Annotated in this window: 26 protein-coding genes; 13 read left to right on the top strand and 13 right to left on the bottom strand. The window is 69.0% G+C overall.

The features are described 5' to 3' along the window. The first annotated feature begins 201 nt into the window (after nucleotides 1-201). Entirely contained in the window at nucleotides 202-1197 is a 996-nt protein-coding gene (locus tag FHR37_RS25085) for a nitroreductase family protein (RefSeq protein WP_092885766.1), read from the top strand. On the opposite strand, the gene FHR37_RS25080 is transcribed toward FHR37_RS25085, so the two are convergent. The 3 genes from FHR37_RS25080 to FHR37_RS25070 form a co-directional block, all read right to left on the bottom strand. Further along, entirely contained in the window at nucleotides 1173-2561 is a 1389-nt protein-coding gene (locus FHR37_RS25080; RefSeq protein WP_092885764.1) for an acetamidase/formamidase family protein, read from the bottom strand. The two genes, FHR37_RS25085 and FHR37_RS25080, sit on opposite strands and share 25 nt — an antisense overlap. Nucleotides 2562-2707: 146 nt before the next feature. Further along, nucleotides 2708-3568: a C1 family peptidase gene (locus FHR37_RS25075; protein WP_092885762.1), complete on the bottom strand. Its 861-nt coding sequence runs from the start codon at nucleotides 3566-3568 to the stop codon at nucleotides 2708-2710. 184 nt (nucleotides 3569-3752) lie between these two features. Then, the gene (locus FHR37_RS25070; protein WP_092885760.1) at nucleotides 3753-4655 is read right to left on the bottom strand and encodes a phosphotransferase; all 903 of its coding nucleotides are present in this window, start codon (nucleotides 4653-4655) and stop codon (nucleotides 3753-3755) included. A gap of 219 nt (nucleotides 4656-4874) precedes the next feature. Between FHR37_RS25070 and FHR37_RS25065 the strand changes: the two genes are divergently transcribed. The 6 genes from FHR37_RS25065 to FHR37_RS25040 all read left to right on the top strand — a co-directional run bounded on the left by FHR37_RS25065 (nucleotide 4875) and on the right by FHR37_RS25040 (nucleotide 10113). Then, the gene (locus FHR37_RS25065; protein WP_092885758.1) at nucleotides 4875-5792 is read left to right on the top strand and encodes a GNAT family N-acetyltransferase; all 918 of its coding nucleotides are present in this window, start codon (nucleotides 4875-4877) and stop codon (nucleotides 5790-5792) included. A 22-nt stretch (nucleotides 5793-5814) separates the two neighbouring features. Next, on the top strand, nucleotides 5815-6825 hold the full coding sequence (locus tag FHR37_RS25060) for a phosphotransferase enzyme family protein (protein WP_139239077.1): 1011 nt from the start codon (nucleotides 5815-5817) through the stop codon (nucleotides 6823-6825). A 101-nt stretch (nucleotides 6826-6926) separates the two neighbouring features. Next, nucleotides 6927-7283 carry a hypothetical protein gene (locus FHR37_RS25055; RefSeq protein WP_092885754.1) on the top strand — a complete coding sequence of 119 codons (357 nt, stop codon included), beginning with the start codon at nucleotides 6927-6929 and terminating at the stop codon, nucleotides 7281-7283. Nucleotides 7284-7305: 22 nt separating this feature from the next. Continuing rightward, a complete protein-coding gene (locus tag FHR37_RS25050; protein WP_092885752.1) occupies nucleotides 7306-7965 on the top strand; it encodes an SGNH/GDSL hydrolase family protein in 660 nt (219 codons plus the stop codon). 89 nt (nucleotides 7966-8054) lie between these two features. Next, complete coding sequence (locus FHR37_RS25045) at nucleotides 8055-9596, top strand: globin domain-containing protein (protein ID WP_092885750.1); 1542 nt, start codon at nucleotides 8055-8057, stop codon at nucleotides 9594-9596. A gap of 46 nt (nucleotides 9597-9642) precedes the next feature. After that, the gene (locus FHR37_RS25040) at nucleotides 9643-10113 is read left to right on the top strand and encodes a GNAT family N-acetyltransferase (RefSeq protein WP_092885748.1); all 471 of its coding nucleotides are present in this window, start codon (nucleotides 9643-9645) and stop codon (nucleotides 10111-10113) included. Between the two features lie 21 nt (nucleotides 10114-10134). Here the strand turns inward: FHR37_RS25040 and FHR37_RS25035 are convergent, their stop codons facing one another. Together FHR37_RS25035 and FHR37_RS25030 are read right to left on the bottom strand one after the other, a co-directional pair. Next, entirely contained in the window at nucleotides 10135-10716 is a 582-nt protein-coding gene (locus FHR37_RS25035; protein ID WP_092885746.1) for a class I SAM-dependent methyltransferase, read from the bottom strand. A gap of 30 nt (nucleotides 10717-10746) precedes the next feature. Further along, nucleotides 10747-13227, bottom strand: a complete 2481-nt coding sequence (locus tag FHR37_RS25030) for an excinuclease ABC subunit UvrA (RefSeq protein WP_092885744.1) — start codon at nucleotides 13225-13227, stop codon at nucleotides 10747-10749. Nucleotides 13228-13425: 198 nt separating this feature from the next. Between FHR37_RS25030 and FHR37_RS25025 the strand changes: the two genes are divergently transcribed. Further along, nucleotides 13426-14064, top strand: a complete 639-nt coding sequence (locus FHR37_RS25025; RefSeq protein ID WP_175542651.1) for a DoxX family protein — start codon at nucleotides 13426-13428, stop codon at nucleotides 14062-14064. 27 nt (nucleotides 14065-14091) lie between these two features. Here FHR37_RS25025 and FHR37_RS32725 read toward each other — a convergent pair whose 3' ends face one another. Together FHR37_RS32725 and FHR37_RS25015 are read right to left on the bottom strand one after the other, a co-directional pair. Continuing rightward, complete coding sequence (locus tag FHR37_RS32725; protein ID WP_202885107.1) at nucleotides 14092-14544, bottom strand: GNAT family N-acetyltransferase; 453 nt, start codon at nucleotides 14542-14544, stop codon at nucleotides 14092-14094. 112 nt (nucleotides 14545-14656) lie between these two features. Continuing rightward, nucleotides 14657-14812: a helix-turn-helix domain-containing protein gene (locus tag FHR37_RS25015; RefSeq protein WP_175542650.1), complete on the bottom strand. Its 156-nt coding sequence runs from the start codon at nucleotides 14810-14812 to the stop codon at nucleotides 14657-14659. A gap of 42 nt (nucleotides 14813-14854) precedes the next feature. Between FHR37_RS25015 and FHR37_RS33290 the strand changes: the two genes are divergently transcribed. Both FHR37_RS33290 and FHR37_RS25005 read left to right on the top strand, forming a co-directional pair. Further along, nucleotides 14855-15679, top strand: a complete 825-nt coding sequence (locus tag FHR37_RS33290) for a phytanoyl-CoA dioxygenase family protein (RefSeq protein ID WP_092885740.1) — start codon at nucleotides 14855-14857, stop codon at nucleotides 15677-15679. After that, nucleotides 15676-16218 carry an ATP-binding protein gene (locus tag FHR37_RS25005; protein ID WP_092885738.1) on the top strand — a complete coding sequence of 181 codons (543 nt, stop codon included), beginning with the start codon at nucleotides 15676-15678 and terminating at the stop codon, nucleotides 16216-16218. The genes FHR37_RS33290 and FHR37_RS25005 overlap by 4 nt, the downstream gene beginning before the upstream one ends. 51 nt (nucleotides 16219-16269) lie before the next feature. On the opposite strand, the gene FHR37_RS25000 is transcribed toward FHR37_RS25005, so the two are convergent. The 3 genes from FHR37_RS25000 to FHR37_RS24990 form a co-directional block, all read right to left on the bottom strand. Next, nucleotides 16270-17256 carry an aminoglycoside phosphotransferase family protein gene (locus FHR37_RS25000; protein WP_175542649.1) on the bottom strand — a complete coding sequence of 329 codons (987 nt, stop codon included), beginning with the start codon at nucleotides 17254-17256 and terminating at the stop codon, nucleotides 16270-16272. Between the two features lie 87 nt (nucleotides 17257-17343). After that, nucleotides 17344-17982, bottom strand: a complete 639-nt coding sequence (locus tag FHR37_RS24995) for a class I SAM-dependent methyltransferase (protein WP_092885734.1) — start codon at nucleotides 17980-17982, stop codon at nucleotides 17344-17346. Next, nucleotides 17979-18419 carry a MarR family winged helix-turn-helix transcriptional regulator gene (locus tag FHR37_RS24990; RefSeq protein WP_092885732.1) on the bottom strand — a complete coding sequence of 147 codons (441 nt, stop codon included), beginning with the start codon at nucleotides 18417-18419 and terminating at the stop codon, nucleotides 17979-17981. Before FHR37_RS24990 ends, FHR37_RS24995 begins: the two co-directional genes overlap by 4 nt. 63 nt (nucleotides 18420-18482) lie before the next feature. Here FHR37_RS24990 and FHR37_RS24985 point away from each other — a divergent pair, with 63 nt between their 5' ends. After that, nucleotides 18483-18752 carry a hypothetical protein gene (locus FHR37_RS24985; protein ID WP_092885730.1) on the top strand — a complete coding sequence of 90 codons (270 nt, stop codon included), beginning with the start codon at nucleotides 18483-18485 and terminating at the stop codon, nucleotides 18750-18752. Here FHR37_RS24985 and FHR37_RS24980 read toward each other — a convergent pair. Continuing rightward, a complete protein-coding gene (locus tag FHR37_RS24980; RefSeq protein WP_202818233.1) occupies nucleotides 18743-19150 on the bottom strand; it encodes a VOC family protein in 408 nt (135 codons plus the stop codon). The genes FHR37_RS24985 and FHR37_RS24980 overlap by 10 nt on opposite strands. A gap of 112 nt (nucleotides 19151-19262) precedes the next feature. On the opposite strand from FHR37_RS24980, the gene FHR37_RS24975 reads away from it, so the two are divergent. Next, a complete protein-coding gene (locus tag FHR37_RS24975) occupies nucleotides 19263-19874 on the top strand; it encodes a GNAT family N-acetyltransferase (protein ID WP_175542648.1) in 612 nt (203 codons plus the stop codon). Here the strand turns inward: FHR37_RS24975 and FHR37_RS24970 are convergent. Beyond that, complete coding sequence (locus tag FHR37_RS24970; RefSeq protein WP_092885726.1) at nucleotides 19863-21938, bottom strand: beta-L-arabinofuranosidase domain-containing protein; 2076 nt, start codon at nucleotides 21936-21938, stop codon at nucleotides 19863-19865. The two genes, FHR37_RS24975 and FHR37_RS24970, sit on opposite strands and share 12 nt — an antisense overlap. A 147-nt stretch (nucleotides 21939-22085) precedes the next feature. Between FHR37_RS24970 and FHR37_RS24965 the strand changes: the two genes are divergently transcribed. Beyond that, a complete protein-coding gene (locus tag FHR37_RS24965; RefSeq protein ID WP_092885724.1) occupies nucleotides 22086-22433 on the top strand; it encodes a DoxX family protein in 348 nt (115 codons plus the stop codon). Nucleotides 22434-22464: 31 nt separating this feature from the next. Here FHR37_RS24965 and FHR37_RS24960 read toward each other — a convergent pair whose 3' ends face one another. Further along, the gene (locus FHR37_RS24960) at nucleotides 22465-23925 is read right to left on the bottom strand and encodes an LCP family protein (RefSeq protein WP_092885722.1); all 1461 of its coding nucleotides are present in this window, start codon (nucleotides 23923-23925) and stop codon (nucleotides 22465-22467) included. Nucleotides 23926-24017 lie beyond the last annotated feature (92 nt).

Here is a 24017-nt window from a genome sequence, read left to right as displayed (position 1 = left end):
GTCGACGGACGTGGCGCAGGCTGCGCGGGAAGCGCGGGGGAGGAAAAGGGCCTTGAGGTCAGGGACGTTCGACTACTCCGAAGGGGGACATCGGTAGCAGCCCGGACGCAGGGACCAGCGGGACCCTCTATGGACCGAGTTCACGTCTGGCAGAAAGAGGGCGTCATGTCCGCCGAAGGCGCATCCGGGCAGAGGCGTCCCATGATCGCGCGTGAACTCGACCCGACCGAACGCGAACTCCTCGTCCGCGCCGCGATCCTGGCGCCGACCACGTACGAGGCCCGGCCGTGGCGGTTCGACGTCGACGGCGACACCGTGGACGTGTCCCGGGATCCCGGCGAGAGCTCTGCCGACTTCGGCGAGGACCCCGGCGACTTCGGCGAGGACTCTGGTGGACGACGGGCGATGGTCTGCGTCGGCGCGGCGTTGTTCAACCTGCGAGTCGCAGCGGCGGCGCTGGCGCGGGGTACGACCACGAGGCTGCTTCCCGACCCGAGCCGGCCGGACCTCCTCGCGCAGGTCCGGGTCTGGCCGGGGCCGGGCGCGGAGGTCTGCCTGGCCGGACTTCTCCTTCATCTGTACCGGCCGCGGCAGGGCCGGCTTCCGTACGCCGACCGCCGGATCCCGCCCGCGATCCGGCTCGAGCTGGAACGCGCGGCGGCCGCGGAGGGAACCACCCTGAGCTGGGCGGACGACGGACACCACGACGGGCCGGCGGACCTGGACGGGGCGGGCTGTCGGGACGGCGTACTGGATGGTGGGCTGTGTCCCCTGCCGTACGAGGACCTCTGGACGCGGGCGGTCCTGACCATGCCGGCCGCGTCCCCCACGTCCCTCACGTCCGCCACGGCAGGCGCCTGCCCGCGCGACTGGATGGTCGCGGGGCAGGCGCTGCAGCGAGTGTTCCTGGTGGCGGCCGGGCACGGCCTGTCCGGCTCGCTCGACGAGCTCGACGAACTCGACAGGCTCAGCAGCCTTGGCGGGTCCCACGGGTTCGACGGGCTCGACGGGTCGGTGGGCTGGCCCGGCACGTTCGGGCCGTCGTACCAGTTGCGGGCGGGCGGACCCGCCCAGGTGAGGCTGCGACTCGGCTGGGGACCGTCGGTCGCGTCCACGCCTCCCCGTCCGCTCGCCGACGTCGTGGCCGACGACGTGTGTTGCACCCTCGAGGATCAGTGGACGTGGCCGTCGAAGTGAGCCTTCTGGATCACGCCGTGCACGCCGACGGTCTTGTCGACGACTTGTGAGACCTCGAAGTTGGCCGCCGCGGACAGGTAGGCGTACGCGACGGGCCGGTCCATGCCGCGGTCGTGTTCGAGGAAGTCGAGTGCGTTGACCACGGCGCGCCGCATCGCGATGTCGAGATCGTTGCCCTGTCCGTTCTGAACTCCATCCGGATCCGACAGGCCGACCGGCACCCACGCGTCCGGCGTCTCGGCGAACGGGTATCGGTAGGCGACCGAGGGGGCGGTGGCCTTGCCCGCCTTGCGTACGGTGAGCCGGAAGGTGCTGCGCAGGGAGCCCTCCATCGCAGTCAGTGCGACCTCGCCGTTCCCCATCGCCAGGTGCGGATCTCCGACGAAGAAGAGCGCGCCTTCGGCGAACACCGGCAGGTAGAGCCTGGCGCCGCTTCCCAGCAGGTTGATGTCGATGTTGCCGCCGCCCAGGGTCGGTGGAATCGAGTTGAGTACGGGATCGGTGAGGCGGGACGCCTCGGCGAAGGCGACCCCCATCGCACCCATGAAGGGGTGCAGCGGGAAGGCCGCCTGACCGGACCGGCCGACCGGCATGACGCCGGTCAGTGAACCGGCCTTGCCGCGGCGTACCGGAGTGAAGGTGGACACGTTGCCGTAGCTGGTCGGGTCACCGGTCGCCCGGCCGTCGGTGGCCACTGGCGGCATGATCTCGTCCAGGGTGATTCCCGGCGGAACGCCTCCGTCGGGCAGACGGGGGAGCGCGCCTTTGCCGTGTCGGCTGGAAACCACGCCGTAGGGAACGCGCGGCAGCATCGACAGCATCTCGATCTCGAGCACGTCGCCGGGCTCTGCTCCGTCCACGTGCACGGGACCGGTGATGACGTGCGGGCCGTCGACGTCGAAGTCGCGGCTGGTCCGTGAGTAGTCGCGGGCGACGGCGACGGCATCGTCGAGGACCTGTCGCCGCGAGACGCCATGGCCGGCGAAGTAGGCGACCGGGTCGCGCCCCTGGTCCTCGAGGATGCCCTCATGGGAGATCGTGTCGACCGTGAGCGTCTCCCCTGAACGCATCCGCAGGACGGGCTCGCTGCCGACCGCGGGCACGTAACCCCACCGCACCTGGTCGGGAAGCGACGCCAGGTAGTGCCTGCCGTGAATCGGACCCTTGTGGGGTTGGAGGATCGTCCCAGGTGAACCATTCCGTTGCCGGCCGCGCGGCCGAGGCTCGTCGGCGTACGCCCGACCGCCCAGCGTCGACGCCGCGCCGCCGACGCTGAGCGCGGTGGCGGCGCGGAGGAACTCCCGCCGCCCGAGCCCGTCGACGAGAGCGTTTCGTACGGCGCCCAGGTGGTTCTGTAGCTGCATCGAGGTACCTTCCCTGCGTCGCTGTCCGGTCGGTGAGCGCGGCCACCGGTCCAGCAGGTGGGCGCGCTCACCGACTGTGTAACAACGGCAGGTTTCGGTTCTCCCTCGCGAGGGTTAGGCGCCTGTTACGGCGTTCTGAGGTGATGTCAGGTCAGGCCCTTCGCGGCCGCCCACTGCTTGGCGACCTCCCACAGGTGGGAGTCGTCGACCGCGTTGCCGGGATCGGGGTCGGGCCCCGGGTCGGGTGGCTCGGGCGTGACCAGGGCCCAGGTCGGCACGGTGACGTCGCCCTGCTGGGACAACAGCCACTTCAGGTCGGCGGCCTTCAGGTGGCCGATCCCGTCGGCACCCCAGGCGGTCCCCCAGGAGTTGGTGAGGGTGTAGGTGCTGGTGTCGACGTCCAGGCCGTTCACCTCGAGCTCGTGACCACCGGCGACCCCGGACGACTTGTCGACGGTGATGAGGCCGTCGGAGTCGGGCTCGAACATGCTGTTCAGCCACGGAATACCGATCATGACCGGCGCCGACTGAAGCGCCGCGTTCAACGCGTCCAGGCTGAACGCGTGCTGGTACGACGTGGCCAGCCCCAGCGCCTTCAGGGCCTTGGCCACACCGAGCCCGGACGATCCGGTGTCGTCGGGTGGATAACTGCCCGTGAACTCGTCCAGCTTGGTCGCGAGCGAGTACAGACGTACGGCGAAGTCCTCGTCCAGGGGGAACGATCCCGCGGTGAAGACGCCTTGCGACGCGGCGGCGGCTGCTGCGGTGATGTCGACCTTCACCAGGCCCTGCCGGGCGGTGGAGTCGGTGCCGAGGAGGCCGGTGCCGGCCTGACCCGTGCACGAACCAAGGTTGCCCTGGTCAAGGATGCCGATCCGTCTGTCCCAGTGGACGGTCTTGATGGCGGAGCGGGGGAGGACACCGACTGCGTAGGCCAGCGATCGTTCGTCGTGCTCGACGTGACGGCCGAGCCGGCGATCCTGGCGGTCGTACTCGAAAAGTTCCATCAGAGCCTGCCTTCCACGGATGCGCGGTGGAACGACCCGGATACAGCCTTTTCAGAGTACGTCCGAAACAGCGCAGGGTCGCCGGTTCGACGCAAATCTGCACTTCGTCACAGCGTGGCTGTCGCGGGCCTCGCGCCGGTCACATCCGACGAACGGTTCGGCCACGTCCACTCCTCGGGGTCGGTCAGGCGAAGTAGGTGCGGTGGGTGAGGAACTCGTCGACGTCCGGGTCGCCGGCGCCCTCGCAGACCAGCATCCAGAACCGGCAGTACGCCCGGAACTCCGCAAAGCGTGGCAACGGCAGAACCGACTCGTACCCGCGTCGGAAGTCCTCCGGGCGGGTGAGGCAGGTCTCCACCACCGCCAGTTCCAGCTCGCGCGGGCCCACGACGTAGGAGTCGAGGTCGACCACTCCGGCCAAGGTGCCGGCGTGATAGACGAACTGGTTGCCAGAGATGTCCGGCATGATCGGCGCCAGATGACCGGCGAAGACGTCCGGGTCCGTCGCCGCCGCATGGCGTTCGAACCACGCACCGATGTCGGGCCGATGCGACCAGAACCTCGCGATCGTGTCCCGCATGCTCGCGTTGGTGCGGGTCACGAACTCGGCCGGATCGATGGCCTGCTCGGTGAGCGTTCCGTACGTGTCGTAGGTACGCAGGTGCAGGCGCGCGACGTACTCCCCGAGCCGTTCGTGCACCTCGGTGGAGTCCGGGAACTCGTCCGGCTCCCGCGACGTCCCCTCCAACCAGGTGAAGATGTACGCCGGCCGGTCGCCGACCGTGGTGCCGGCGACCGGACGCGGAGCCTGGAGCAGCCCGTCCTCGTCAACGGCGCGGAGGATCGGGCCGACGGACAGCAGCTGGGTGCCGTAGCGCAGACCGAAGACGTCCTGCAGGTGCTGCCAGAACGGCGAGAGCACCGGCGGACGCAACCGCGGGACGCGTAGCGAGTACGCCGCGCCGGAGGCGGTCTCCAACCGGTAAAGGAAGTTCGAGCTCCTCGCCACCAGGTCAACGGAAGTGACAACCTCCTCGAGGGCATTGCCGGCGCTCGCCCGCACAAGGTCCTCGGTCGGCTCGCACATGCGGGGCTGCCTCCATGCTCTCCGGTCGACGCGGTCGGGTCAGCGTGCAAAGTTCAGCAAGCGCAGCTCCTTGGGTCAACGCGTTTGCCGTATGTGCTCTAGAGGATCAGGTCCTCGCGGAAGCCCGGTCCCTGTTGTAGTGTCGGACCGTGCCGCACCGATAGCGGCCTCCAGTTCGTACGAAAGCGCCGTTGTGCGCTGTCCTTTGGAGGTCCGCTCATGTCGTCCGTTCAGGTGCGCCCGTTCCGCCGCAGCGATCGCGAGCAGCTCACCGTACTGGTCAACCGCCACATCCAGGTGGTCGTCCCCGGTATGTCGGTGTCGGCGAACACGGTGCTGAGCCAACTCGAACGCGAGCCTGGCGAGCCGATCGTCGATCCCTGGGTTGCCGAACGCCGCACGCTGGTCGCGGTCCAGCACGACCGGCTGGTCGCCGCGGCACACCTGCTGCGCTACGGCGACAGCGAGCCGGTGGGTGAGGGCTATCGCGGTCTCGGGGAGATCCGCTGGCTGGTCTGCTGGCCGCCGGACTTCCCGTGGAACGACGCCGAGCATGCGGGTGACGTGCTGGCGGCGGCCTGCCACCAGCAGTTCGACGCCTGGCGGGTTCTTCGGCGCTCCGCCGACGGTGCGCTGCCGGCACCGGGGATCTACGGCGTTCCGGAGCAGTGGCCGCACGTGCGCGCGATCTACGAGCGGGCCGGGTTCGGGTACGACGGCCAGCACACCGAAGTAGTCCTGCTCGCCCGGGTCGAAGACCTGCCCAGAGTGGGCGAGCCGCCGATCCCCGGACTTGCCGTACGCCGATCAGTGGGCATCAACGGCACCCGATTCTCGGCCTACCTCGGCGACCTTCGAGTGGGCTACATCGAGGTGGAGAACCTCGCCGACGCCGGCCGCGTGGCCCGGCACGACGGCTGGGCCGACATCGGAAACCTGCACATCCTGGAGGACTACCAGCGGCGAGGGATCGCGACGTGGCTGTTCGGGTTGGTGGCCGACTGGCTCCGGATGGCGAACGTCGACCGCCTGCTGGAGTATGCCCTCTCGACTGCCGACGCCGAACTCGCCCTGTTCCGTAAGCTCGGCTTCGTCGAACTGACCCGCACCGATCGCGGCTTCGACACCAGGAGCTGAGGCTCCATGGCCTGGAGGGATCGTGAAGACGCCAACCCCGCAAGCCATCGCGCAGGCCTTCGGGCTGGGGCGACCACTGAGCCGGCTCGTCCACGTCAGAAGCGGGGACACCGACACCTGGCGACTCGATACCAGCATGGGCAGCTACTTCATCAAGGGATACAGGCCGATGTCAGCAGGCCTGTATCTGGGCGCGGACCTGCTGGGCCAGCTGGAGGTCGCGATGTCGTTCGAACGCAGTGCGAGGGAGTCCGGCATCGACACGCCCGAGCCGGTGCCGCCGGTAGATCCCTGCGTGGGATGGGTCTCCCGCATCGACCGCCGACTGTTCCGGGTCTACCGATGGGTCGAGCATCGGGCACTGCGAGCCGACGACGACATCGCTGAGTGGCTCGGCCGGACGATGGCACGGATCCACCGGCTGCGGCCGTCGAAGCTGGCCGGTCTACCTGCCTGGTGGAGCCGGCCGCTCTGGCCACGAGTGACCTGGGAGGAGTGGTTCGCCGAGGCGCGGCGACGGAACCGGGCCTGGTCGGAGTTCGCGGGGGAACGGCTACCGTGCATCCTCGACTCGTCCGCGCGGATCGAGAGGCTGTGCGGGAGGGCACCGGACCGCGTGACGACACACGGAGACTTCAAGGCGCACAACATGCTGATGGCGAGGTCAGGTCCGGTCTTGGTCGACTGGGACTCCGTGCGGGAGGACAGCGCGGCCCTCGAAGCGGGCCGGGTGGCGTACATCTTCGGCGTTGGTGAACCGGAGCCGATCAACGACATCCTGCGTTCGTACGCCGATGCCGGTGGTGACGTCACCTGGGCCGGACCGGACCTCTTCCTCAGCGTCGTACGACACGATCTGCACGCGCTGTTCGAGCGGGTGCAGGTGTCGCTCGGCGAGCTTCCGGCACCATGGTGGATGGGTGACGAGCAGACGAACGAGCAGACAATCGGCGACCTGCTGCAGGAGTTTCCCGCCAAGGTGACGCACCTGGACCAGCTCGCGATGGAGGTCAGCGAGAACCAGCTGACCTGACGCGGACCGCGGCTTCGACATCGCATGACGGCGACGTCTGGTCGCGGGCATCCCTTGTCTGCTAGGCATGTGACCACTGTCGCTCGCGGGGAGGAGCCCTCATGTCCGAGCAGGTTCACGCGTCCGTCTCGGGGCCGGGGGAGTCCGGCCGGAACGGCTTCGGCCTCGCGTCGTTGACTCTCGGCATCATCGGCCTGAGCATCGCCTGGATACCACTGTGGGGGTTCCTCGCCGTTGTCCTCGGTGCGGCCGGGCTTGTGCTCGCGCTGCTGGGGTTCGTGCGCCTGCGTCGGGGCAGGGCGAACAACGCCTCTGTGGCGATCGCCGGTGGGACTTCCTCGCTCATGGCGGTGCTTGTCGCGCTGTTCGCGTTCAAGATCATGCTTGTCGGCTTCGAGTTCCGGCAGTCTTACCTGGAGAACGCGGGGCTCGTCGACCCTCTGTGTGAGAAGAAGTGATCGAAACCGAAAGGGAGACTCGATGACCGACAAGAGCATCATGTGTTTCGGTGATTCCCTCACCTGGGGCTGGGTGCCGGTGGCCGAGGGCGCTCCGTCGTGGCGCTACCCGCGCGACGTGCGGTGGACCGGAGTGCTCGCCGACCGGCTCGGAGACGGCTACCACGTCGTGGAGGAAGGGCTGAGTGCGCGCACCACGACGGCCGACGACCCGGCCGACCCGCGGCTCAACGGTTCGACGTACCTCCCGTCCGCGCTGGCCAGCCACCTGCCGCTCGATCTGGTCGTCGTGATGCTCGGTACGAATGACACCAAGTCCTACCTGCGGCGCACGCCGAACGAGATCGCTACCGGCATGTCCCTCCTGCTCTCCCAGGTCCTCACCTCGGCCGGCGGGGTCGGCACCGCCTATCCGGCGCCGAGGGTGCTGCTGGTCGCACCGCCGCCGCTGGCCGAAATGGGACACCCATGGTTCGAGGTGATCTTCGAGGGTGGCCGGGAGAAGACGATCGAACTCGCGAGGAAGTACGAGGCGCTGGCGAGTTTCCTGAAGATCCCGTTCTTCGACGCGGGCTCGGTCATCAGCACCGACGGTGTCGACGGTATCCACTTCACCGAGGACAACAACCGCGTACTCGGCGAGGCCCTGGCCGGCGAGGTGCGGCGCATCCTCGGTGACTGACCGCCGCGCAGGCTGATCTGCCGGATAGGAAGGCCCGCTACCCTGCCTGCGTCGGCGGGAACGCGGTCCTGCCCGGAACGGACGTCAGAATGCCGAAGTCGCGAACTACCCCCACAGGGCGGCAAGGGGAGGCGGTCGCCACGCCACCCGTGTCCCTCGCCCACCGCGTCCTGCTGGAGAATCCGTCCGGTTTCCGCCCCTTCCGCGGTGCCGGGCTCTTCGACCGGATCGGTGGGCAAGCGACGGTTGACAGACTCGTCGACGCTCTCTACGACGGGTTCGAGAACGACAAGGAGCTGCGTCCCCTCTTCCCGCGTGATCTCGCCGACGGGCGAGCGATGCAGAAGGTGTTCTTCGTCGAGTGGTTGGGCGGGCCGAACCGCTACTCCCAGCAGGCCTACGGCAGCCTGCTCCACCGGCACGAGAGTGTCCCGATCACCCGTGCGGCGGCCGGCCGGTGGCTCTGGCATTTCCGGCAGGCGCTGGGTGCCACGATCGCGGAGGAGGACGACCGGCAGACGATCCTCGACCAGGCACATTCTCTGGCGCTGGCACTGGTCAACCGGTCCTCTCCGGCTGCCGATGGGCGTCAACAGCACGTTGCGCTGCACGGAGTCGGCGGCCGGATCGTCAAGCAGGCAACGAATCTCGCCCGTCGCGGTGATGTCGGCGGACTCGATGCCGCGGTGGCGGAGGAGCCGGACCTGCTGCTTCCCGTGTACGCCGGCGCGATCATGCAGGAGGCCGCCCTCGCCGGGCGTACCGATGTCGTTCGGTCGCTGCTGCGCCACGGAGTCGGAGCCGACGTCCCGTTCCGCCTTCAGGTGGCGATCGTCGGCCGTGCGTACGAACGCGTGGTGTTCGCGACGCCGCTGTGCGTGGCGCGGCTGAGGCGCCGTTCGGAGGTGGAGTCGCTGCTGCTGGACGCCGGCGCCAAGGAGGACGTGTTCACCGCCGCGTTCCTCGGTGACCTTCCTTCGCTCGAACGAATGCTCGCCGACGATGGGGACCTCGCGCGGTCGCCCGATCCGGCGGTCGACGCCCTCGACATCACTCCGATCGACCACGCGGTCGCCGGTGGACAGGTCGAGGCACTGCGGTTGCTCGTGGACCCTGACCCCGACGTGTTGGACGGGGGAGTGCGCGCCCTGCGAGGCGCCGCCGAGCACGGCAGCGTGCCGATGGTCGAACTCCTGCTGGAGCACGGCGCCGACGCGACTCGGATCGGAGTAGGTCGCTGGGTGCTGCATCCCTTACTCGCACCACTTCTGGCCGGGAGCGGTGCGTCGATCGACTCCTCGGGTGCGTGGATCGGTGCCAGCTGTACGGGGAACCAGGGCCGCAAGGACGATCCGGACTACGTCCGTGCCCTGCTCCAGTACGGTGCCCGCGTGGACGACCGCCGAACCGGTGAGCCTGGGCGTATGAGCGGGGTCGAGGCGTTGAACGCCACGGCGCTGCACTACGCGGCGAAGGCAGGTTTCCTGAAGACGATAGAGGTACTTCTCGATCACGGGGCAGACCCTCGCGCCCTGGACAGCGGCAGTCGTACCCCACTCGACTGGCTGGAAGAGGCGACGCGGTCGGTCGACCGATCCGAGGTCCGGCGCCTCCTCTCCCGGAGGTCGTGACGCCTGTCCGGGACGGCGGTCAGGACGGCTGGCCTATGGTGCGGGCATGACGAGCGCACCCAGGCTGGAGAAGATCACGAAGGAGAACTTCGACGCCGCGATCGGTCTGCGGATCCGTTCGGATCAGGAACATCTGGTCGCGCCGGTGGTGAAGTCGATCGCGCAGGCGTACGTCTATCCCGACATCGCCTGGCCTCGCCTCATCGTCGACGGTGAGCGGGTCGTCGGCTTCCTGATGGCGTTCTTCGACGTCGAGTGGACCGACGACGGGGAAGGTGCCGATGTCCGTTCCGGCCTGTGGCGGCTGAACATCGCGGCCGGCGAGCAGGGTCACGGTTACGGGCGCTTCGCGGTGGAGTCCGTGGCCGACGAGATCCGTCGTCGTGGCGGCACCCGGCTGACCACCACCTGGCATTCGGGCGAGGCCGGGCCGGAGCGCTTCTACCTCCGCCTCGGCTTCAGGCCCACTGGCGAGCTGCGGGGCGACGAGACCGTCGGCGAGCTGGAGCTGCGTTAGCTCAATCCACGCACGGCTTCCTCACGGGCGGGCGATCGCGAGGTATCGCGCGTCGGAGATCTCACGTCCCCAGAACGTCGGGTCGTCAAGCCGCTGGACACGGACCGACCGGCAGTGCGTACGCAGCAACGCCTCGCAGTCGTCGGCCGCGATTCCGCCGCCCGTCTCCCACCTGCCCTCGACCAGAACCAGTTGGCCCTCTGGCCGGAGCAGTTCCACCCAGCGTTCGAGTGCGCCGGCCGGATCGGGGAGCGCCCACAGCACGTGCCGCGTGAGTACGACGTCGAAGGAGTGTGGCTCGTGCGGCGGTTGAGCCGCGTCCCCCTGCTCGAACCTGACGTCGACCCCGGCCGCGGTGGCCTTCGCCTTGGCGGCCTCCACCATCTGTTCGGCAAGATCGACACCGGACACGCGATAGCCGACCTCCGCGAGAAGCACCGACAGACTGCCGGTCCCGCAGCCGAGGTCCAGTACGTCCGCCGGGCTGGGCGGCAGGACACCGAGCAGGAGATCCTTCCAGGCTCGGCGTACGAGCGGATCACGCAGACCGTGATCGGGCTCGTCGTCGAAGGTCGGCGCGAACGCGTTCCAGTACTCACGCATGTCGGTGTCTCAGCTCCTAGGTCCGCTTCCTCAACTGGTGCCGGGCTCGCCCAGCAGTGGCTGGCCCGCAGCGTACCGGCGGAGGAAGCCCGCGGTCGGGGTGTCGGCGCGAGCGACCTCCTCCGGAGAACCCGCCGCGACCACCACCCCGCCGTCTGGGCCCGCGCCCGGCCCCAGGTCGATCACCCAGTCCGCGGAGGCGGCGACCGGGATGTCGTGCTCGGCGACGACCACGGTGTTGCCCGAGTCCAGCAACAGGTCGAAGGCGTCCACCATGCGCTGGATGTCGGAGGGGTGCAGGCCGGACACCGGTTCGTCGAGAACCACCAAGCCGGCTTTGCGGCCGGCCGCGCCCCGCTGAATGGCCGAGGCCAGCTTCAGCCGTTGCGCTTCGCCGCCGGAGAGTTCGGTGGCGTTCTGACCGAGTTGCAGATAGCCGAGGCCGGCTCGGTTCAGGGCTTCCAGCGCCTCCGCCAACTGCCTTGGTTCCGTGAGGCGTTCCACGGCTTCGGCGACGGTGAGTTCCAGCACCCCGTCGATGGTCAGCCCTTCGTAGGTGATCTCCAGAGCCTCCGGCGTGTAGCGGCGACCCTCGCAGATGTCGCAGACCACCCACACATCCGGCAGGAAGTGCATGTCTACCAGCTTGCGGCCGTACCCGGTGCAGGTCTCGCAGCGTCCGCCGTTCGCCGTGTTGAAGGAGAACCATGAGGCGTTGAGGCCCCGCTTGCGTGCCTCGTCGGTTTCCGCGAACAGCCTGCGGACGATGTCGAAGGCCTTGCTGTACGTCGCGGGGTTGGACCGGGGGGTGCGGCCGATCGGCTCCTGGTCGACCACGGCGACCCAGCTGAATCCCTCGCCTCCGGTGACCCTGCGGACGGTGTCGGTCGCCGTTCCGTTCAGGGCTGCCTCCATCCCGGCGCCGATCGCGCCGAGCAGGCTGCTCTTGCCGCTGCCGCTGATCCCCGTCAGGCAGGTCAGCCGCCCGATGGGGAAGCGGACCCGGTCCGCGGTCACGTTGTGCGCGGACAGCCCGTGCAGTTCCACCCAGTCGGTGCGGTCCCCGACCTGTCGGCGGGTACGGCGCAGTCGCGGCCCCCTTCCCGCGAGGAAGTGTCCGGTCAGCGACAGCGGATGCGCCGCGACGTCGGACGGTGTGCCGGAGACGAGCACCTCGCCGCCGAGCCGCCCGGCGCCCGGTCCCAGGTCGATCACCCAGTCGGCGCGGCCGATCAGTTCCGGGTCGTGCTCGACCAGCAGCACGGTGTTTCCGGCCGCTCGCAGTTCCAGTGCGATGTCGAGCAGGTGCGCCTTGTCCGCCGGGTGCAGGCCGGTGCCCGGCTCGTCCAGGACGAAGATGATGTCGCTGAGTTCGGTGCTGAGCTGGGCCGCGAGCCGGGTTCGCTGGAGCTCACCGCCGGACAGGGTGGCCGCGCTGCGGGACAGTTGGAGGTGGTTCAGGCCCAGCCGGTCCAGGACCCTGAGCCTGCGTACCAGGTCCTGCAGCAGTGGCTCGCCCACCGCGCGTTGCCCGATGCCGAGGTCGGCGCTGACCCGGTCCCTCCAGCTGCGCACCTCGCGTACATCGACTTCCAGCAGTTCGGGGTAGGTGAGGCCACCGAGCCGCACCGACCTGGCCACGTCGTCGTAGCCGCTACCACCGCAGGTGGCGCAGGACATCTTGCGCATGTACGGCAGGTAGCGCTCCTTGGCGCTGGGCGTGGCGGCGTTCGCGAAGACCCGTTCCACCTCGGCGAGTGCTCCGCGCAACGGTTGGCTGGAGGTGTACGTCCAGGAGGACGCCTCGTTCTTGTTCGGCATGTCGACGGTGGCCTCGAGCTTCTCCTCACCCGTCCCGTACAGCACGTTGTGCCGGAACGCCTCGGGCAGCGTCTGCCAGGGCCGCGTGAGGTCCACGCCGCGCTTGTCGGCCAGAGCGGGAAGGAAGGCGTGTTCCCCGGAACGCCACTTCGCGTACCAGGGGGAGGCTCCTTCGAAGAGGGGCAACTCCGGATGGGTGATGATCAGTTCTTCCCTCGCCTGCCAGCGACCACCGACGCCGTGGCAGTCGGAGCAGCTCCCCTCCGGAGCGTGCCGGTCGAAGTGGGCCGTGGTGAGGTGGCCGGCGACGGGCGCAGCGTCCGGAGCTGTGCCGGGCAGCCGGGAGTAGAGCAGTCCGAGGTGGCCGTCGATGCCCGTGATGGTGGCGACGGTGGACCGTGGGTTGCGGTTGAGCCGACGCTGATCGACGGCGAGGGTCGCGCCCAGGCCGAGGACGCGGTCCGCCTTCGGCCGGTTCTGCTGAGTGATGTACTGCCGAACGAACGGCGAGAGCCCTTCCAGGTAACGGAGTTGAGCCTCGCTGTGAATGGTGTCGATCGCCAACGACGTCTTGCCGCTGCCGCTGACTCCGGTGAAGGCGACCACCTGTCTCTTGGGAATACTCACGGTCACGTCGCGGAGGTTGTTGGTGCGAGCTCCCACCACCTCGATGGTCTCGTTGTCGTGCATGAACGCTCTCATTCGATCAGGCGCGGTACGTCTCCGGCCACCACGACGATGCGGACCGGCCAGGTCGGGTGTGGTCACGGCGTGACAATAAACGAACGGTCATTTATATTCAACTCGCGACACGTCTCCCCGCCTCACACTCGGGCGGTCTGCGCTGTCGGAGCAGTGAGACACCTTCATCACAAGGGAAGGCGCGTCATGCCCGCACTGGTACGGCACACGCGGCCGCACGAGTTCGCCCCTGCTCGCGAAGGCTGGGACCGGAACCGGATCCGAACCGTCCTCTACTGGGCCACCACCCTCGTCATCCTCGTCGAGCTGGCATCGGGATCGGTCTGGAACCTGGTCCCGATCGACTGGATCACCGCCCAACTGGACCACCTCGGTTACCCGTCCTACTTCGCCGGGATCCTCGGGGTCTGGCAGGTCGCTGCCGCAGCCGCCATCATCGCGCCGCGGTTCGCGCTCACCAAGGAATGGGCCTACGCCGGCTGCTGCTTCCTGTGGTCGGGTGCCGTGTGGTCACACCTGATCGCCGGCGACAGCCCGAGCCTGTGGGGAGTGCCGTTGGTGTTCGGCGTGTGCGCCGTCGCGTCCTGGGTGTTGCGACCAACCGACCGTCGGCTCCCGGTGACGTTGCTCCACCGGCACCGGGGCAGTGTGGGCGACGAACGAGCGCAAGGCTCCCGTTCTCGCGCGTTCGGCGCCGGCCACCGCGCATGGGCGGTAGCGGCAGGGCTGCTCGTCGCCGCGTATGCCTTCTCCCTCCTCACCCTCCCAGTGATCGAGCCGGTGATGCACGAGCGGGCCGTCGAACTCGGCTGGCTCGACCCGTAGGTGGCTGCCGGAAGGTCGGCGATCAGGTCACGACGGAAGCTTCTTGAGGTAGTAGACGAGTGTCCACTGCCACTCGGGCCTGGTCTCGCGCCCGATCTCGATGTAGCCGATGCCTTCGTAGAAGGCCATCGCCTCGGGCATGTTCGTGGCTGTGTCGAGCCAGGTCTCGGTGAACCCTCGACGTGCCGCTTCGGTTTCCACGGCATCCATCAGGCCGCGACCGATGCCGTGCCGGCGCAAGGCCGGGTGAACTCGTACGTGCACGACCTCTGCGCGTCCTGGGTTTCCGGTCGATCGGAAGCCCGCCATACCGACCAGGTGACCGTCCGCTTCCGCTACAAGAAGACAGCCTCCCGCCTCAGCCGGCGACCCGGAAGGGTCAGCGAGGTCGGGGAACTCCGGCGGCGGCGCGCAGGCTGCGGGAAGTGGGATCGGGACCGACGAATCGGCGGTGGCGCCCCGATGCGGAAGTACCGCCATCGACCACAGGACCGGCAGGTCCGCCGTTCGCACAGTCCTGATGATGATCACCAAGGCAGCGTGCCACCTGGCGGCCCACGCCGCAGCAGCTTTTCGTTCGTGCCTCGGGCGCTCAGTCGACCGAGAACCGTGCCCAGGCGGACTGACGGCTCACCCCGAGCGCCTTGCCGATCTCCTCCCAGGTGATGCCCTGCTCACGTGCTTCACGTACGGCTTCGGCCAGCGAGCCGTCGAGCGACTTCGTGCCTTCGCTGATGCCCGAGATCACGTTCAGTGGTTCGTGTACTAAAACAGGTCGGCGCTGCGGTCGGTGAGGTGGCAGGCTGACCTGGCGTACGGCGGCAACCTGACAGGGGTTCTGAGCATGGGCGTGAGCGACCAGGAACGATATCTGTTCGACCTCAACGGTTACCTCGTCGTACGCGGCGTGCTGGACCCCGGTGAGGTGGCACGGCTCAACGAGGTGCTCGACCAGCAGGGGTTGGACGATCTCGACGAGGCCGGAAGAGAAGCCGCCCTGGAGTGGCTGCCCAACCTCGGCGGGCCGTTCCTGAACCTGATCGACCACCAGTGCATCCTCCCGTATCTGATCGACTTCGTGGACGAGCGAGTACGACTCGACCACTCGTACGGCATCCAGATGGTCGCCGGTTCCCCAGGCCTGGACCTGCACGGCTTCCCTGACGACCGGCCACGCAACTGTGCCTGGTACCACGTCCGGAACGGAACCATCTCCGCCGGACTGATCGTGGTGAGCTTCGCGCTGACGGAGGTCTCGGCAGCGGACGGCGGCTTTGTCTGCGTGCCCGGCAGCCACAAGGCGAACCTGCCGTCGCCCTTCCTTGACAAGCGAGCAAACCCCGACGATCCGTGGTTGCGCCACGTGGAGCTCGACGCAGGCGACGCCGTGATCTTCACCGAGGCGCTGACTCACGGCTCGCTGGACTGGAAGGGACCCGGCGTACGGCGAGCGCTGTTCTACAAGTACGCACCCGGCCAGTGGGCATGGCTGTCCCACCAGTGGGCGCCGCACGAACTCGAGCCGTTGACACCCCGGCAGCGTGCGATGGTCGCCGCTCCTGGCGTCGTCTACGCCGAAACCCGCCAGGAGCGCCGTCCGATCGAGGTCGCATGATCGTCTGGCTGAACGGGCCCTTCGGTGCGGGGAAGACGAGCACGGCGGCCGAGTTGGTACGCCTGCTGCCGAAGTCGCGCATCTTCGACTCCGAACAGGTCGGCTTCATGCTCGGCCACGTGCTCACCACCGAGCCGGTCGCCGACTTCCAGGACCATCCACCGTGGCGTCCGTTGGTGGCGCAGACAGCGATCCAGATTCTGCGGTACGTCGGCGGCACGCTCGTGGTGCCGCAGACCCTCGTGGTGGAGGCGTACGCCCGGGAGATCTTCGGCGAGCTGGCCGCGGAAGGCGTCGAGGTCAGGCACTTCGTGCTGGACGCGACAGGCGACGAGTTCGTACGCCGCATCGAGAACGACGCCGAACTGCAACAGGCGAAGGAATGGCGGCTGCGGCGACTGGCGGACTACCAGGCCGCGTTGCCGTGGCTGCGCAGATCGGCGACCGTCGTGGACACGAACCAGAAGACACTCGCCAACGTCGCCGCCGAGATCGCCGGCCAGGTTGAAACTCCCAGGTGCAAGAACACCAGGAACTGATGCGGTGGGCGGTTCCCGCTGACCCGGAGGGCAACGAGTTCTGTGTATTCGTCAAGCCGTCCAGAGGGTGAGCGCGGTGGCGACGATCGTGTCGTGGGTGGCTTTGTCGCCGATCGACAGGTGCCAGGACGCGCCCTGGACTCCGAGGGCGAACAGCCACTTCCGGGTCAGCTCGCGGTCGAGTTCGAGCCGGTCGGCCAGGGCGTCGACCCGGGCGGGTGTGACGGCGCCGTCCATGTCGTGCTGAAGAAACAACCCGGCGTCGTACGACGGATCGCCGACCATGGCGAGCGGGTCGATCGCCAGCCAGCCGCGCTGGGAGAGTACGACGTTGCGCCGGTGGAAGTCGCCGTGCAGCAGCACCGAACGATCCGAGGACGCCGGCAGCGAGGCGAACAGCCGCGCTGCCTCGCGAAACGGTCCGGTGTCGACGACGTCGCCGAACTGCTCAGCGCGGCCCTCCACCACTCGGGCACGGGTGGTGGCCGCGATGTCCAGGGACTCCAGGCCGTCGGGACCGGACAGGCCGTCGGAACCAGACGGCTCAGGCAGCTCGGGCAGGCCGGACACGTCGGCGGACCACAGCTGCGGCAGGACCGCCACCGCGACGTCGTCGGCGGCTTCCGGCGAGAGATGCTCCGCGTGGGTGCCTGGCACGCAGCACTCCATCAGCGTGGCCCCGATCGCCGCGTCATGGGCGAACAGGCGTACGGCACCCCGGCCGGCCCACGCCTTCAGGGCCGTGAGGTGGTCGCTGGTGACAGGCATCGGCACGGTGAGCTGGAGCACCGCCAGGTCGCCGTCCGCCAGCCGCACCGGAGCGGTCCAGCTCGAGTCGCCGCCCGGCTCGAACGCGGGCAGCAGGGTGAGGTCCCACCTGCGGGCACAGGTCGCGATCAGTCGGGGGAGTTCCTCCAGCCAGGCGGCACCTGCCGGGTAGTAGGTCCGGATCCGCTCCGCCAGGCCGGCGGGGACGAGGCGGGCGGCGTCGCCGACGTCCGCGTCGGCAGCGTGCGCTGCGTCCGTGGCATCGGTCACCTGGCTCTCCCTCTTCCCGCCGTGTTTCCGCAGACTCCCTGCCGATCGACTGCGCGACCAGACCAGGGGAAGTATGCCGGACGGCGGTCAGTTCGGGAGGCGTTCGGCGAACGACGTGCGGGCGTGCACGCGTTCGATCGCGCCCAGGGTGAGGCGTTCGGACTCCTCGATGGCGACGCCAAGTCCGGCAAGGGTGGCGGCGGGCCGACGGGTGTAGTGCTCTCCCTGCAGGGGAATGCTGGCCAGCTCCACCATGCGTTGCGCCGCGCGGAACCACCACGAGGACGAGACCACGTGGTCGGCCAGCAGGAGGCTTCCGCCCGGCCGGAGCACGCGGAGCGCCTCGGCCAGCGCGGCGCGTTCGTCCGGTACGCAACACAGGGAGAAGGTCACGACCACGGTGTCGAAAGTGGCGGCGGGGAAGGGCAGTGCGCCCGCGTCGGCGCGCTGGAACGTGACGGCTCGCCCAACCTGGTCGGCCCGCTGCCGTGCGGCGTCGAGCATGGCGGGGCTCCAGTCGACCGCTGTCAACTCGACCTTGCCGGGGTAGTACCGCAGGTTGGCGCCGGTGCCGACGGCGACCTCGAGTGTGCGGCCGTGGGCGCGACCGCAGACCCAGCGGCGGCTGTCGGCGAGATAGCGGCGTTCCACGCCGGCCATCTTCGTGTCGTACGTGGGTGCGCGACGGTCCCACTGGCCGACGAGGGCTCGGGGCGACCTGCTCACGGCATACCGACGATCTGCGCGAGCGCGGACTTCACAGTTGTCAACCGGCCCTTGCCGACCACCTCGACCCAGCGGGACTCCAGGTCCGCGAAGTACTTCGTCGCGGTCTCCGCGGCCTGCGTACCGCGGTCGGCGTAGACGACGACCCGGCTCCGGCCGTCGGTCGGGTCGGGAACCCGCCGGACGTAGTCGTGGCGTTCGAGGTAGGTGACGAGCTCACCCATCGCCTGCGGTGTCATCCCGGCGCGCCTGGCCAGCGTGGTCGGCCGGGTGCCGTCGCAGTCCATGAAGCGGAAGACGTTCAGGTAGTGCGTGGGCCGCAGGTCGTCGTGGCCGGACTCCACCAGGTGCCGGTGCAGGTCGTCCATGAGGGTGGCGAACGCCTGGGCAATGAGCTGCGGCAGGAACGGATCCGAGCTCGGGTCGTTTGCTGGCATTTCCTAAGGTTACCTTCTAAGGTTGCCTGAGTACAGCTGGATGGAGAGAGGCGGGAGGTCGTCGTGAACGTACGCAGGATCGCGCGGATGCTGGTGGGTGCGGTTCTTGTCGCGCTCGGCGCCCTGTGGGTGTTGCAGGGAGCCGATCTCGTCCGCATCAAGCCCGTACTGTGCGTCGCCGACTGTCAACCGCTGGTTGGCGGGTCGCCGGTCTGGCTCGCCGTCGGCGTGGTGGCGTTCCTCGCAGGGCTGGCACTGCTGACCGTACGCCGGGGGAAGGCCCGGCCGAGGCAGGGTCAGGAGCGTCAGGAGTCGAGGGAGTATCAGGAGTAGAGGCAGAACGGGTGGCCCGCGGGGTCGAGCATCACGCGAACGTTGTCCTGCGGCTGGAAGCCCGCGACGACCGCGCCGAGTTCGACCGCGTGTTCCACGGCCGCCTTGAGGTCCTGCACCTCGATGTCCAGGTGCGACATCATCTGCTGCTGACCGGGCGCGCCCGGCCACACCGGCGGCACGTAGTCGGGCTCGCGCTGGATGGCGAGATAGGCCACGCCCTCACCGGGGTAGAGCGTCACCCAGTTCGGCTCGTCCCCCTTGATCTCCCAGCCCAGCACCGCGGCGTAGAAGGTGCCGAGCACCTGGGGATCGGGTGCGCCCAGCACGACACCCCAGTAGTCACTCCTCTTCGCCGGATCGGCCGAGGGATCCGGGGTTGCCCGTCCGCGCAGCATGCGGGCAAGCAGACCACCCCGGCCGCGGTCGGTCAAGAGGCGGGTGATCAGGGGTCGGGAGGTTCGAGCCCGCCGTGCGGGGCGGATGGTTCGTGGCCGGTACGGTCGACAGGTGACAACAGTCGAGATCGCCGTCGCCACCCCGGCCGACCGTGACCGGGTGATCGGTTCGCTGGTCGCCGCGTTTTCCGGCGACCCGGTACTGCGGTACCTGTTTCCGGACGAGGACACCTATCCGACGTACGCGGGGGCCTTCTTCGGAGACCTCTTCGACCGGCGCGTGCACAGTCGGACGATCTGGACGATCGGCGGCGCCTCGGTCGCGATGTGGCAGCCCCCGTCGATCGGAACCGGCCCGGCCGACCCGCTCGGCACAGCCGGCGACGAGTCCGGCGACCAGGCCGGCGACAATCTCGAGGCGCGGTTGCCGGCCGACGTGTGGGCACGCGTACGCACCTACGACGAGGCCGTGCACGTGGCGTTGCCGACCACGCCGTTCTGGTATCTCGGTGTCCTGGGCACCCACCCCGACAGCGCGGGCCGAGGGTTCGGCCACGCCGTCATGAACGCCGGCCTGCGGCGCGCCGCCGCCGACGGCCTCCCGGCGGTTCTGGAGACCAGCAACCCCGCCAACGTCGAGATGTACCGCCGTGCAGGCTGGCAGGTCACACACACGGTCGACGAGCCGTTGCCCATCTGGGTGATGACCCAGCTACCGCGCTGACGTCTCCGGCTCGGCTGACGGGAAGACCGTGAGCCGCAGCAGAGTGTTGCCGTACGGCACGAGCTCGATCCGCTCGGTCTCGTCCGCGAGGCGTTCGGCGAGGGTGTCCGGCGCGGGCAGCGGCGGTGTCAGGGTGAACCGGCCCTCGACCTCGTGCTCGACCATCCGGAACCGGCCGTTCTCGAACGACGGCAGCAGCCGGCTCACCCGGTCGGTCTCGGCCAGAGTCCAGTCGCGTACGCGCCGGGCCGGCACGCTGACCCGTACGGCCGGAGTCTCGACGTCCAGCGGGAACGCGCGGGTGCCGTCGGTGTCATCGGTGTCATAGGTGTCCGTCCACACCACCTCGGCGGCGTCGGCGAGGTTCGTCTCGTCGACGGCCAGCGCGTACGCCCACTCACCTTCCGGTACGAGCGTGTAGGCGGGGAAGTCGGGCAGCCGGCGCTGCGGTCCGGCCAGCCGGAACTCCACCGGGGTCCGCTCCCAATCGTCCTCGGTGTCGACGGTGAGGGTGGTGGCGATTGGCAGGCTCAGCGTCAACGGGCCGAGCTCGAGGCTGATCCCGCCGTCGGCCCAGCGCCGCGACGTCAGCGGGAAGGGCAGCCGCACCTCGACCCGGTCGCCTGGATGCCACTCGCGTTCGATTCGGCAGAAGGTGCCCGGGACGGGAGCCTGGTCGACAGGCTCACCACCGACGGTGACAACCGGCGCTTGACACCACTCCGGAATGCGTACCGTGAACGTGAAGCGGGCGGCGCGTTCCGGGGTCACGGTGAACGAAACGCCGGGCTCGAAGGGATACCGCGTCTGTTCCTCGATCGTCACCGTCGTGCCGGCAAGCGGCACCTCGATCCGGCTCGGGCCGAACAACGCGGCGACGATCTCCTCGCCGTGGCCGTCCTCGCCCCCGCCCGGACCTCTCATCCACATGCGTTCGACGTAGTTCGGCAACGCCCGCTGGACGTTTCCGGTGCAGCACTGCACCGGATGACCGGGGCGGAAGGACATCCGGTTGTCGCCGCGCGACATCGGGTTGTGGTTGCTGGTGCTGGTGGCGATCATCTGGTTGGCGCAGGAGAAGTACTGCAGCGCGGTGAAGTCCTTCGTCACCGCACCGGGAAGTGCGTTGAAAACAACGCGTTCGAGCCGGTCGGCGTAGCGTGCGTCGCCGGTGATCTGCAGCAGGTGACCCAGCGACCAGGTGTGGTCGGCGATGGTGCAGGTCTCGTGCGACTCCAGCGGCCCGTTGCCGCTCATCGCCTCCGCGCCGGAGTGCAGCCCGTCGGCCAGCAGGTGGTCGCGTTCCACCTTGGCGTACGCGTGCACGGTCGCGTCCAGGCTCTCCCGGTCACCGGTGGCGGCGTACATCAGGGCGCCGAGCTTGGCGAGTTCGTTGAACGACACGCCGTGCGTGGTGACCGGCCGGTCCGAACGCATGCCGGCCAGGGTGTAGTCGCGACCGTGCTCGCTGTCCTGGGCGTTGAACCGCGCGTACAGGTCGGTCGCCCTCTCCAGCAGGTCGGGCTCACCGGTCTCGGCGTACAGCGCCAGCAGGATCTCCACCCCGGACACGTCCCGCGCGAAGCCCATCGGGTGGGGCGTACTGCGGTAGTGGCGGACCAGCGCGTCGATCAGCCGCTGGTCGCCGGTGATGGCGTACTGCGTGAGCACGGCACGGAAGAAGACGAGGTACGCCCACCGGTGGGCGTCGCGGAACATCTCCGGGCCGATGAAGCCGTCCGGTGCGGCGTTCGCGATGGCGTCCTCGACCTGGGCCACCGCGAGCTTGCGTACCGACTCCTCACCTGCCAGGAAGCCCGCCTTGAGCGCGCCGTCCACCCAGTACGCCGTCTGTTCGTACGGCCACCAGGCCATCGCCGGGTCGGCCACGTCGGGCAGCCGGGACGGGTCGTCCCAGAAGGTGTGGTCCAGGGGATAGCCGCTGGCCTGCGGGTTGCCGGTGATCCCGGCGCACTGGCGGCGGAGGAACTCCAGCAGCCAGCCCTGAGGCCGGACCCCGGCCAGCCGGACGGGCTCGTACCGGGCGTGTGGCAGTGCGGCCATGAGGACTCCCGAGCGTGATCAAGGATCGGCGATCTCCGTCAGTCTCCCAGAGCAACGTCACAGGTGCCTGCCGACCGGTGTCCACGTGGTCGGGACCGGCCAGGACCTGGCCGGCCGCGGCAACCTCGCTGGAAGGGAGCGGCTTCCATGTCTGTCGCGCATCTCGTGGTCACCCTCTTCGCGGCCGTCTGGGTGGGTTTCTCCGCCTTCTCCATCTTCATCCGCGCGAAGTGGGTGGTGGAGCCGCTGTCGGAGTACGGCGTCCCCCGGTCCTGGTGGCCGTGGCTGGGCACGGCCAAGGCGGCCGGAGCGGTCGGGCTCGTGGTCGGCCTGTTCGTCCCGCTCCTCGGTGTGGCCGCGGGCGTCGGCCTGATCCTCTACTTCACCGGCGCCGTGATCACGGTCCTGCGGGCGCGGTCGTACGCCCACGTCCCGTTCCCGCTGCTGTATCTGGCCCCGGTCGCGGCCGCGCTGGCTCTGGGTCCGGGGATCTGAGCATCCGCGAACGCCCGCCACGTTTCGCCGCTTACGGCCCGTAGGTGAGGTCGGAGCACGCCGCGTCCGCGGCGGTGCGGGTCTGGGTGGCCGGAAGCGACAGGCGGGCGGAGCGTGTGCCGGTCGGTTTCGTGGACGTCGGCCGGTAGTCGCTGCCGAGCACGAGGTCGACCCCCGAGCCGGTGATCGGTTGCAGTCGGGCGTGCGGGACGGCTACGGCGAGGGCGCTCGCGTCAGCCTTCCGGCCAGGGCCGTACTCGACCAGAGTGGCGCCGTGGTCCTGCGACTTCGCGTTGGTGGTCCTGGTCACCTTGAAACCGTCCGCTCGAAGCCGGCCTGCTGCCGCAGCGGCGAGCCCCGAAGTCCTGGTGCCGTTGAAGACCGAGATCGTGATGCCGTGACCGGTGTTCGTGCCGCCGTTGTCACCGCCGGCATCCAAGGGCCGATCGGCCCGCAGCGCGGACCAGAGCTGCTCGGCGTCGGGCTGGACCATCCGGACGTGGGAACCTTCGAACTGCCACGGCACGGTGACGAACCTGATGTCGTGCAAGCCGAGGTTGCGCATCGACAGGGCGAAGGTGAGCAGCTTCGTCGCCGACCCCAGGTCGGGATCGACGGTGAGGGCCTTGGAGGCCGCATCCGCCAGCGGTGCCAGTTTGGTGGGATCGAACTCGGTCGCGCGGACCTTCGCGGCGAGGCTGGCAAGGAACGCCTGCTGGCGTTTGATCCGGCCGATGTCGGATCCGTCGCCGATGCCGTGGCGGACCCGCACGTAGTCCAGCGCGGTACGCCCCGAGACCGTCCGTATGCCCTTGCCGAGAACCAGCTTGCCGCGACGACCGAGATTCGGGTTCAGATCGCCGGCGTACACGTTGTTGGGCACGCAGACGCGAACCCCGCCGACCGCCTTCGTGATGGCGGCGAATCCTTCGAAGTCGACGACGATCGTGTGGTCGACCCGCATCCCGGTCAGCTTCTCGACGGTGTTCTGGGTGCACGCCGGGTTGCCGGCGACGGTGAGTCCCATCGTGAAGGCGGAGTTGAACATCGTCTGTGACTGCGGTGAGGACCACGTGCCGTCGGGCAGGCGGCAGTGCGGGATGTCGACGAGGGTGTCCCGCGGAATCGACACGGCCACCGCGTGCCGGTGGTCCGCGTACACGTGCACCAGGATGGCCGTGTCCGAACGCCCGATCGCCGCGCCTCCGCCGCCGAGGGTGCGGTTTCCGGCTCCCGCGCGTGTATCGGATCCGAGTAGGAGCACGTTCTCCGGTGTGTCCCCGGCGGTGTTCGCCTTCTGCGGTGGCGGTCGGTGCATGGCGAGGCCACGTGCATCGAAGGTGCTGACGTTCCCGCTCAACCGCGACAGGGCGAATCCGGCTACCACGGCGATGATCACCAGTACGACGGCGAGGACCAGCGCGGTCAGCCGGAGAGCCCGGCGCCGACGGGGTGCACGGGACGAGCGATCCGCCCGAGCTCCACCATCCATGCCTGATCCCTTCCGCCTGATGCCGGGTGTGCGCGGTGGCAATCTAGGCGGCAATGTTGTGAGTGGCCTGTGCGTCGCCGGATGGCAGCACC

This window comes from Actinopolymorpha cephalotaxi, assembly GCF_013408535.1.
Lineage (GTDB): Bacteria > Actinomycetota > Actinomycetes > Propionibacteriales > Actinopolymorphaceae > Actinopolymorpha > Actinopolymorpha cephalotaxi.
This window is presented reverse-complemented; position numbering and strand designations above follow the sequence as displayed.

What these genes read in the sequence shown, in the direction of transcription:
- FHR37_RS25085 (WP_092885766.1), top strand. Translation starts at nt 202, where the DNA reads ATGATCGCGCGTGAACTCGACCCGACCGAACGCGAACTCCTCGTCCGC.
- FHR37_RS24965 (WP_092885724.1), top strand. Translation starts at nt 22,086, where the DNA reads ATGTCTGTCGCGCATCTCGTGGTCACCCTCTTCGCGGCCGTCTGGGTG.
- FHR37_RS25055 (WP_092885754.1), top strand. Translation starts at nt 6,927, where the DNA reads ATGTCCGAGCAGGTTCACGCGTCCGTCTCGGGGCCGGGGGAGTCCGGC.
- FHR37_RS24990 (WP_092885732.1), bottom strand. Translation starts at nt 18,419, where the DNA reads ATGCCAGCAAACGACCCGAGCTCGGATCCGTTCCTGCCGCAGCTCATT.
- FHR37_RS24960 (WP_092885722.1), bottom strand. Translation starts at nt 23,925, where the DNA reads ATGGATGGTGGAGCTCGGGCGGATCGCTCGTCCCGTGCACCCCGTCGG.
- FHR37_RS25075 (WP_092885762.1), bottom strand. Translation starts at nt 3,568, where the DNA reads ATGGAACTTTTCGAGTACGACCGCCAGGATCGCCGGCTCGGCCGTCAC.
- FHR37_RS25050 (WP_092885752.1), top strand. Translation starts at nt 7,306, where the DNA reads ATGACCGACAAGAGCATCATGTGTTTCGGTGATTCCCTCACCTGGGGC.
- FHR37_RS24980 (WP_202818233.1), bottom strand. Translation starts at nt 19,150, where the DNA reads ATGCTGCGCGGACGGGCAACCCCGGATCCCTCGGCCGATCCGGCGAAG.
- FHR37_RS25045 (WP_092885750.1), top strand. Translation starts at nt 8,055, where the DNA reads ATGCCGAAGTCGCGAACTACCCCCACAGGGCGGCAAGGGGAGGCGGTC.
- FHR37_RS25065 (WP_092885758.1), top strand. Translation starts at nt 4,875, where the DNA reads ATGTCGTCCGTTCAGGTGCGCCCGTTCCGCCGCAGCGATCGCGAGCAG.
- FHR37_RS25040 (WP_092885748.1), top strand. Translation starts at nt 9,643, where the DNA reads ATGACGAGCGCACCCAGGCTGGAGAAGATCACGAAGGAGAACTTCGAC.
- FHR37_RS25035 (WP_092885746.1), bottom strand. Translation starts at nt 10,716, where the DNA reads ATGCGTGAGTACTGGAACGCGTTCGCGCCGACCTTCGACGACGAGCCC.
- FHR37_RS25025 (WP_175542651.1), top strand. Translation starts at nt 13,426, where the DNA reads ATGCCCGCACTGGTACGGCACACGCGGCCGCACGAGTTCGCCCCTGCT.
- FHR37_RS24970 (WP_092885726.1), bottom strand. Translation starts at nt 21,938, where the DNA reads ATGGCCGCACTGCCACACGCCCGGTACGAGCCCGTCCGGCTGGCCGGG.
- FHR37_RS25080 (WP_092885764.1), bottom strand. Translation starts at nt 2,561, where the DNA reads ATGCAGCTACAGAACCACCTGGGCGCCGTACGAAACGCTCTCGTCGAC.
- FHR37_RS25005 (WP_092885738.1), top strand. Translation starts at nt 15,676, where the DNA reads ATGATCGTCTGGCTGAACGGGCCCTTCGGTGCGGGGAAGACGAGCACG.
- FHR37_RS25070 (WP_092885760.1), bottom strand. Translation starts at nt 4,655, where the DNA reads ATGTGCGAGCCGACCGAGGACCTTGTGCGGGCGAGCGCCGGCAATGCC.
- FHR37_RS32725 (WP_202885107.1), bottom strand. Translation starts at nt 14,544, where the DNA reads ATGGCGGTACTTCCGCATCGGGGCGCCACCGCCGATTCGTCGGTCCCG.
- FHR37_RS25030 (WP_092885744.1), bottom strand. Translation starts at nt 13,227, where the DNA reads ATGCACGACAACGAGACCATCGAGGTGGTGGGAGCTCGCACCAACAAC.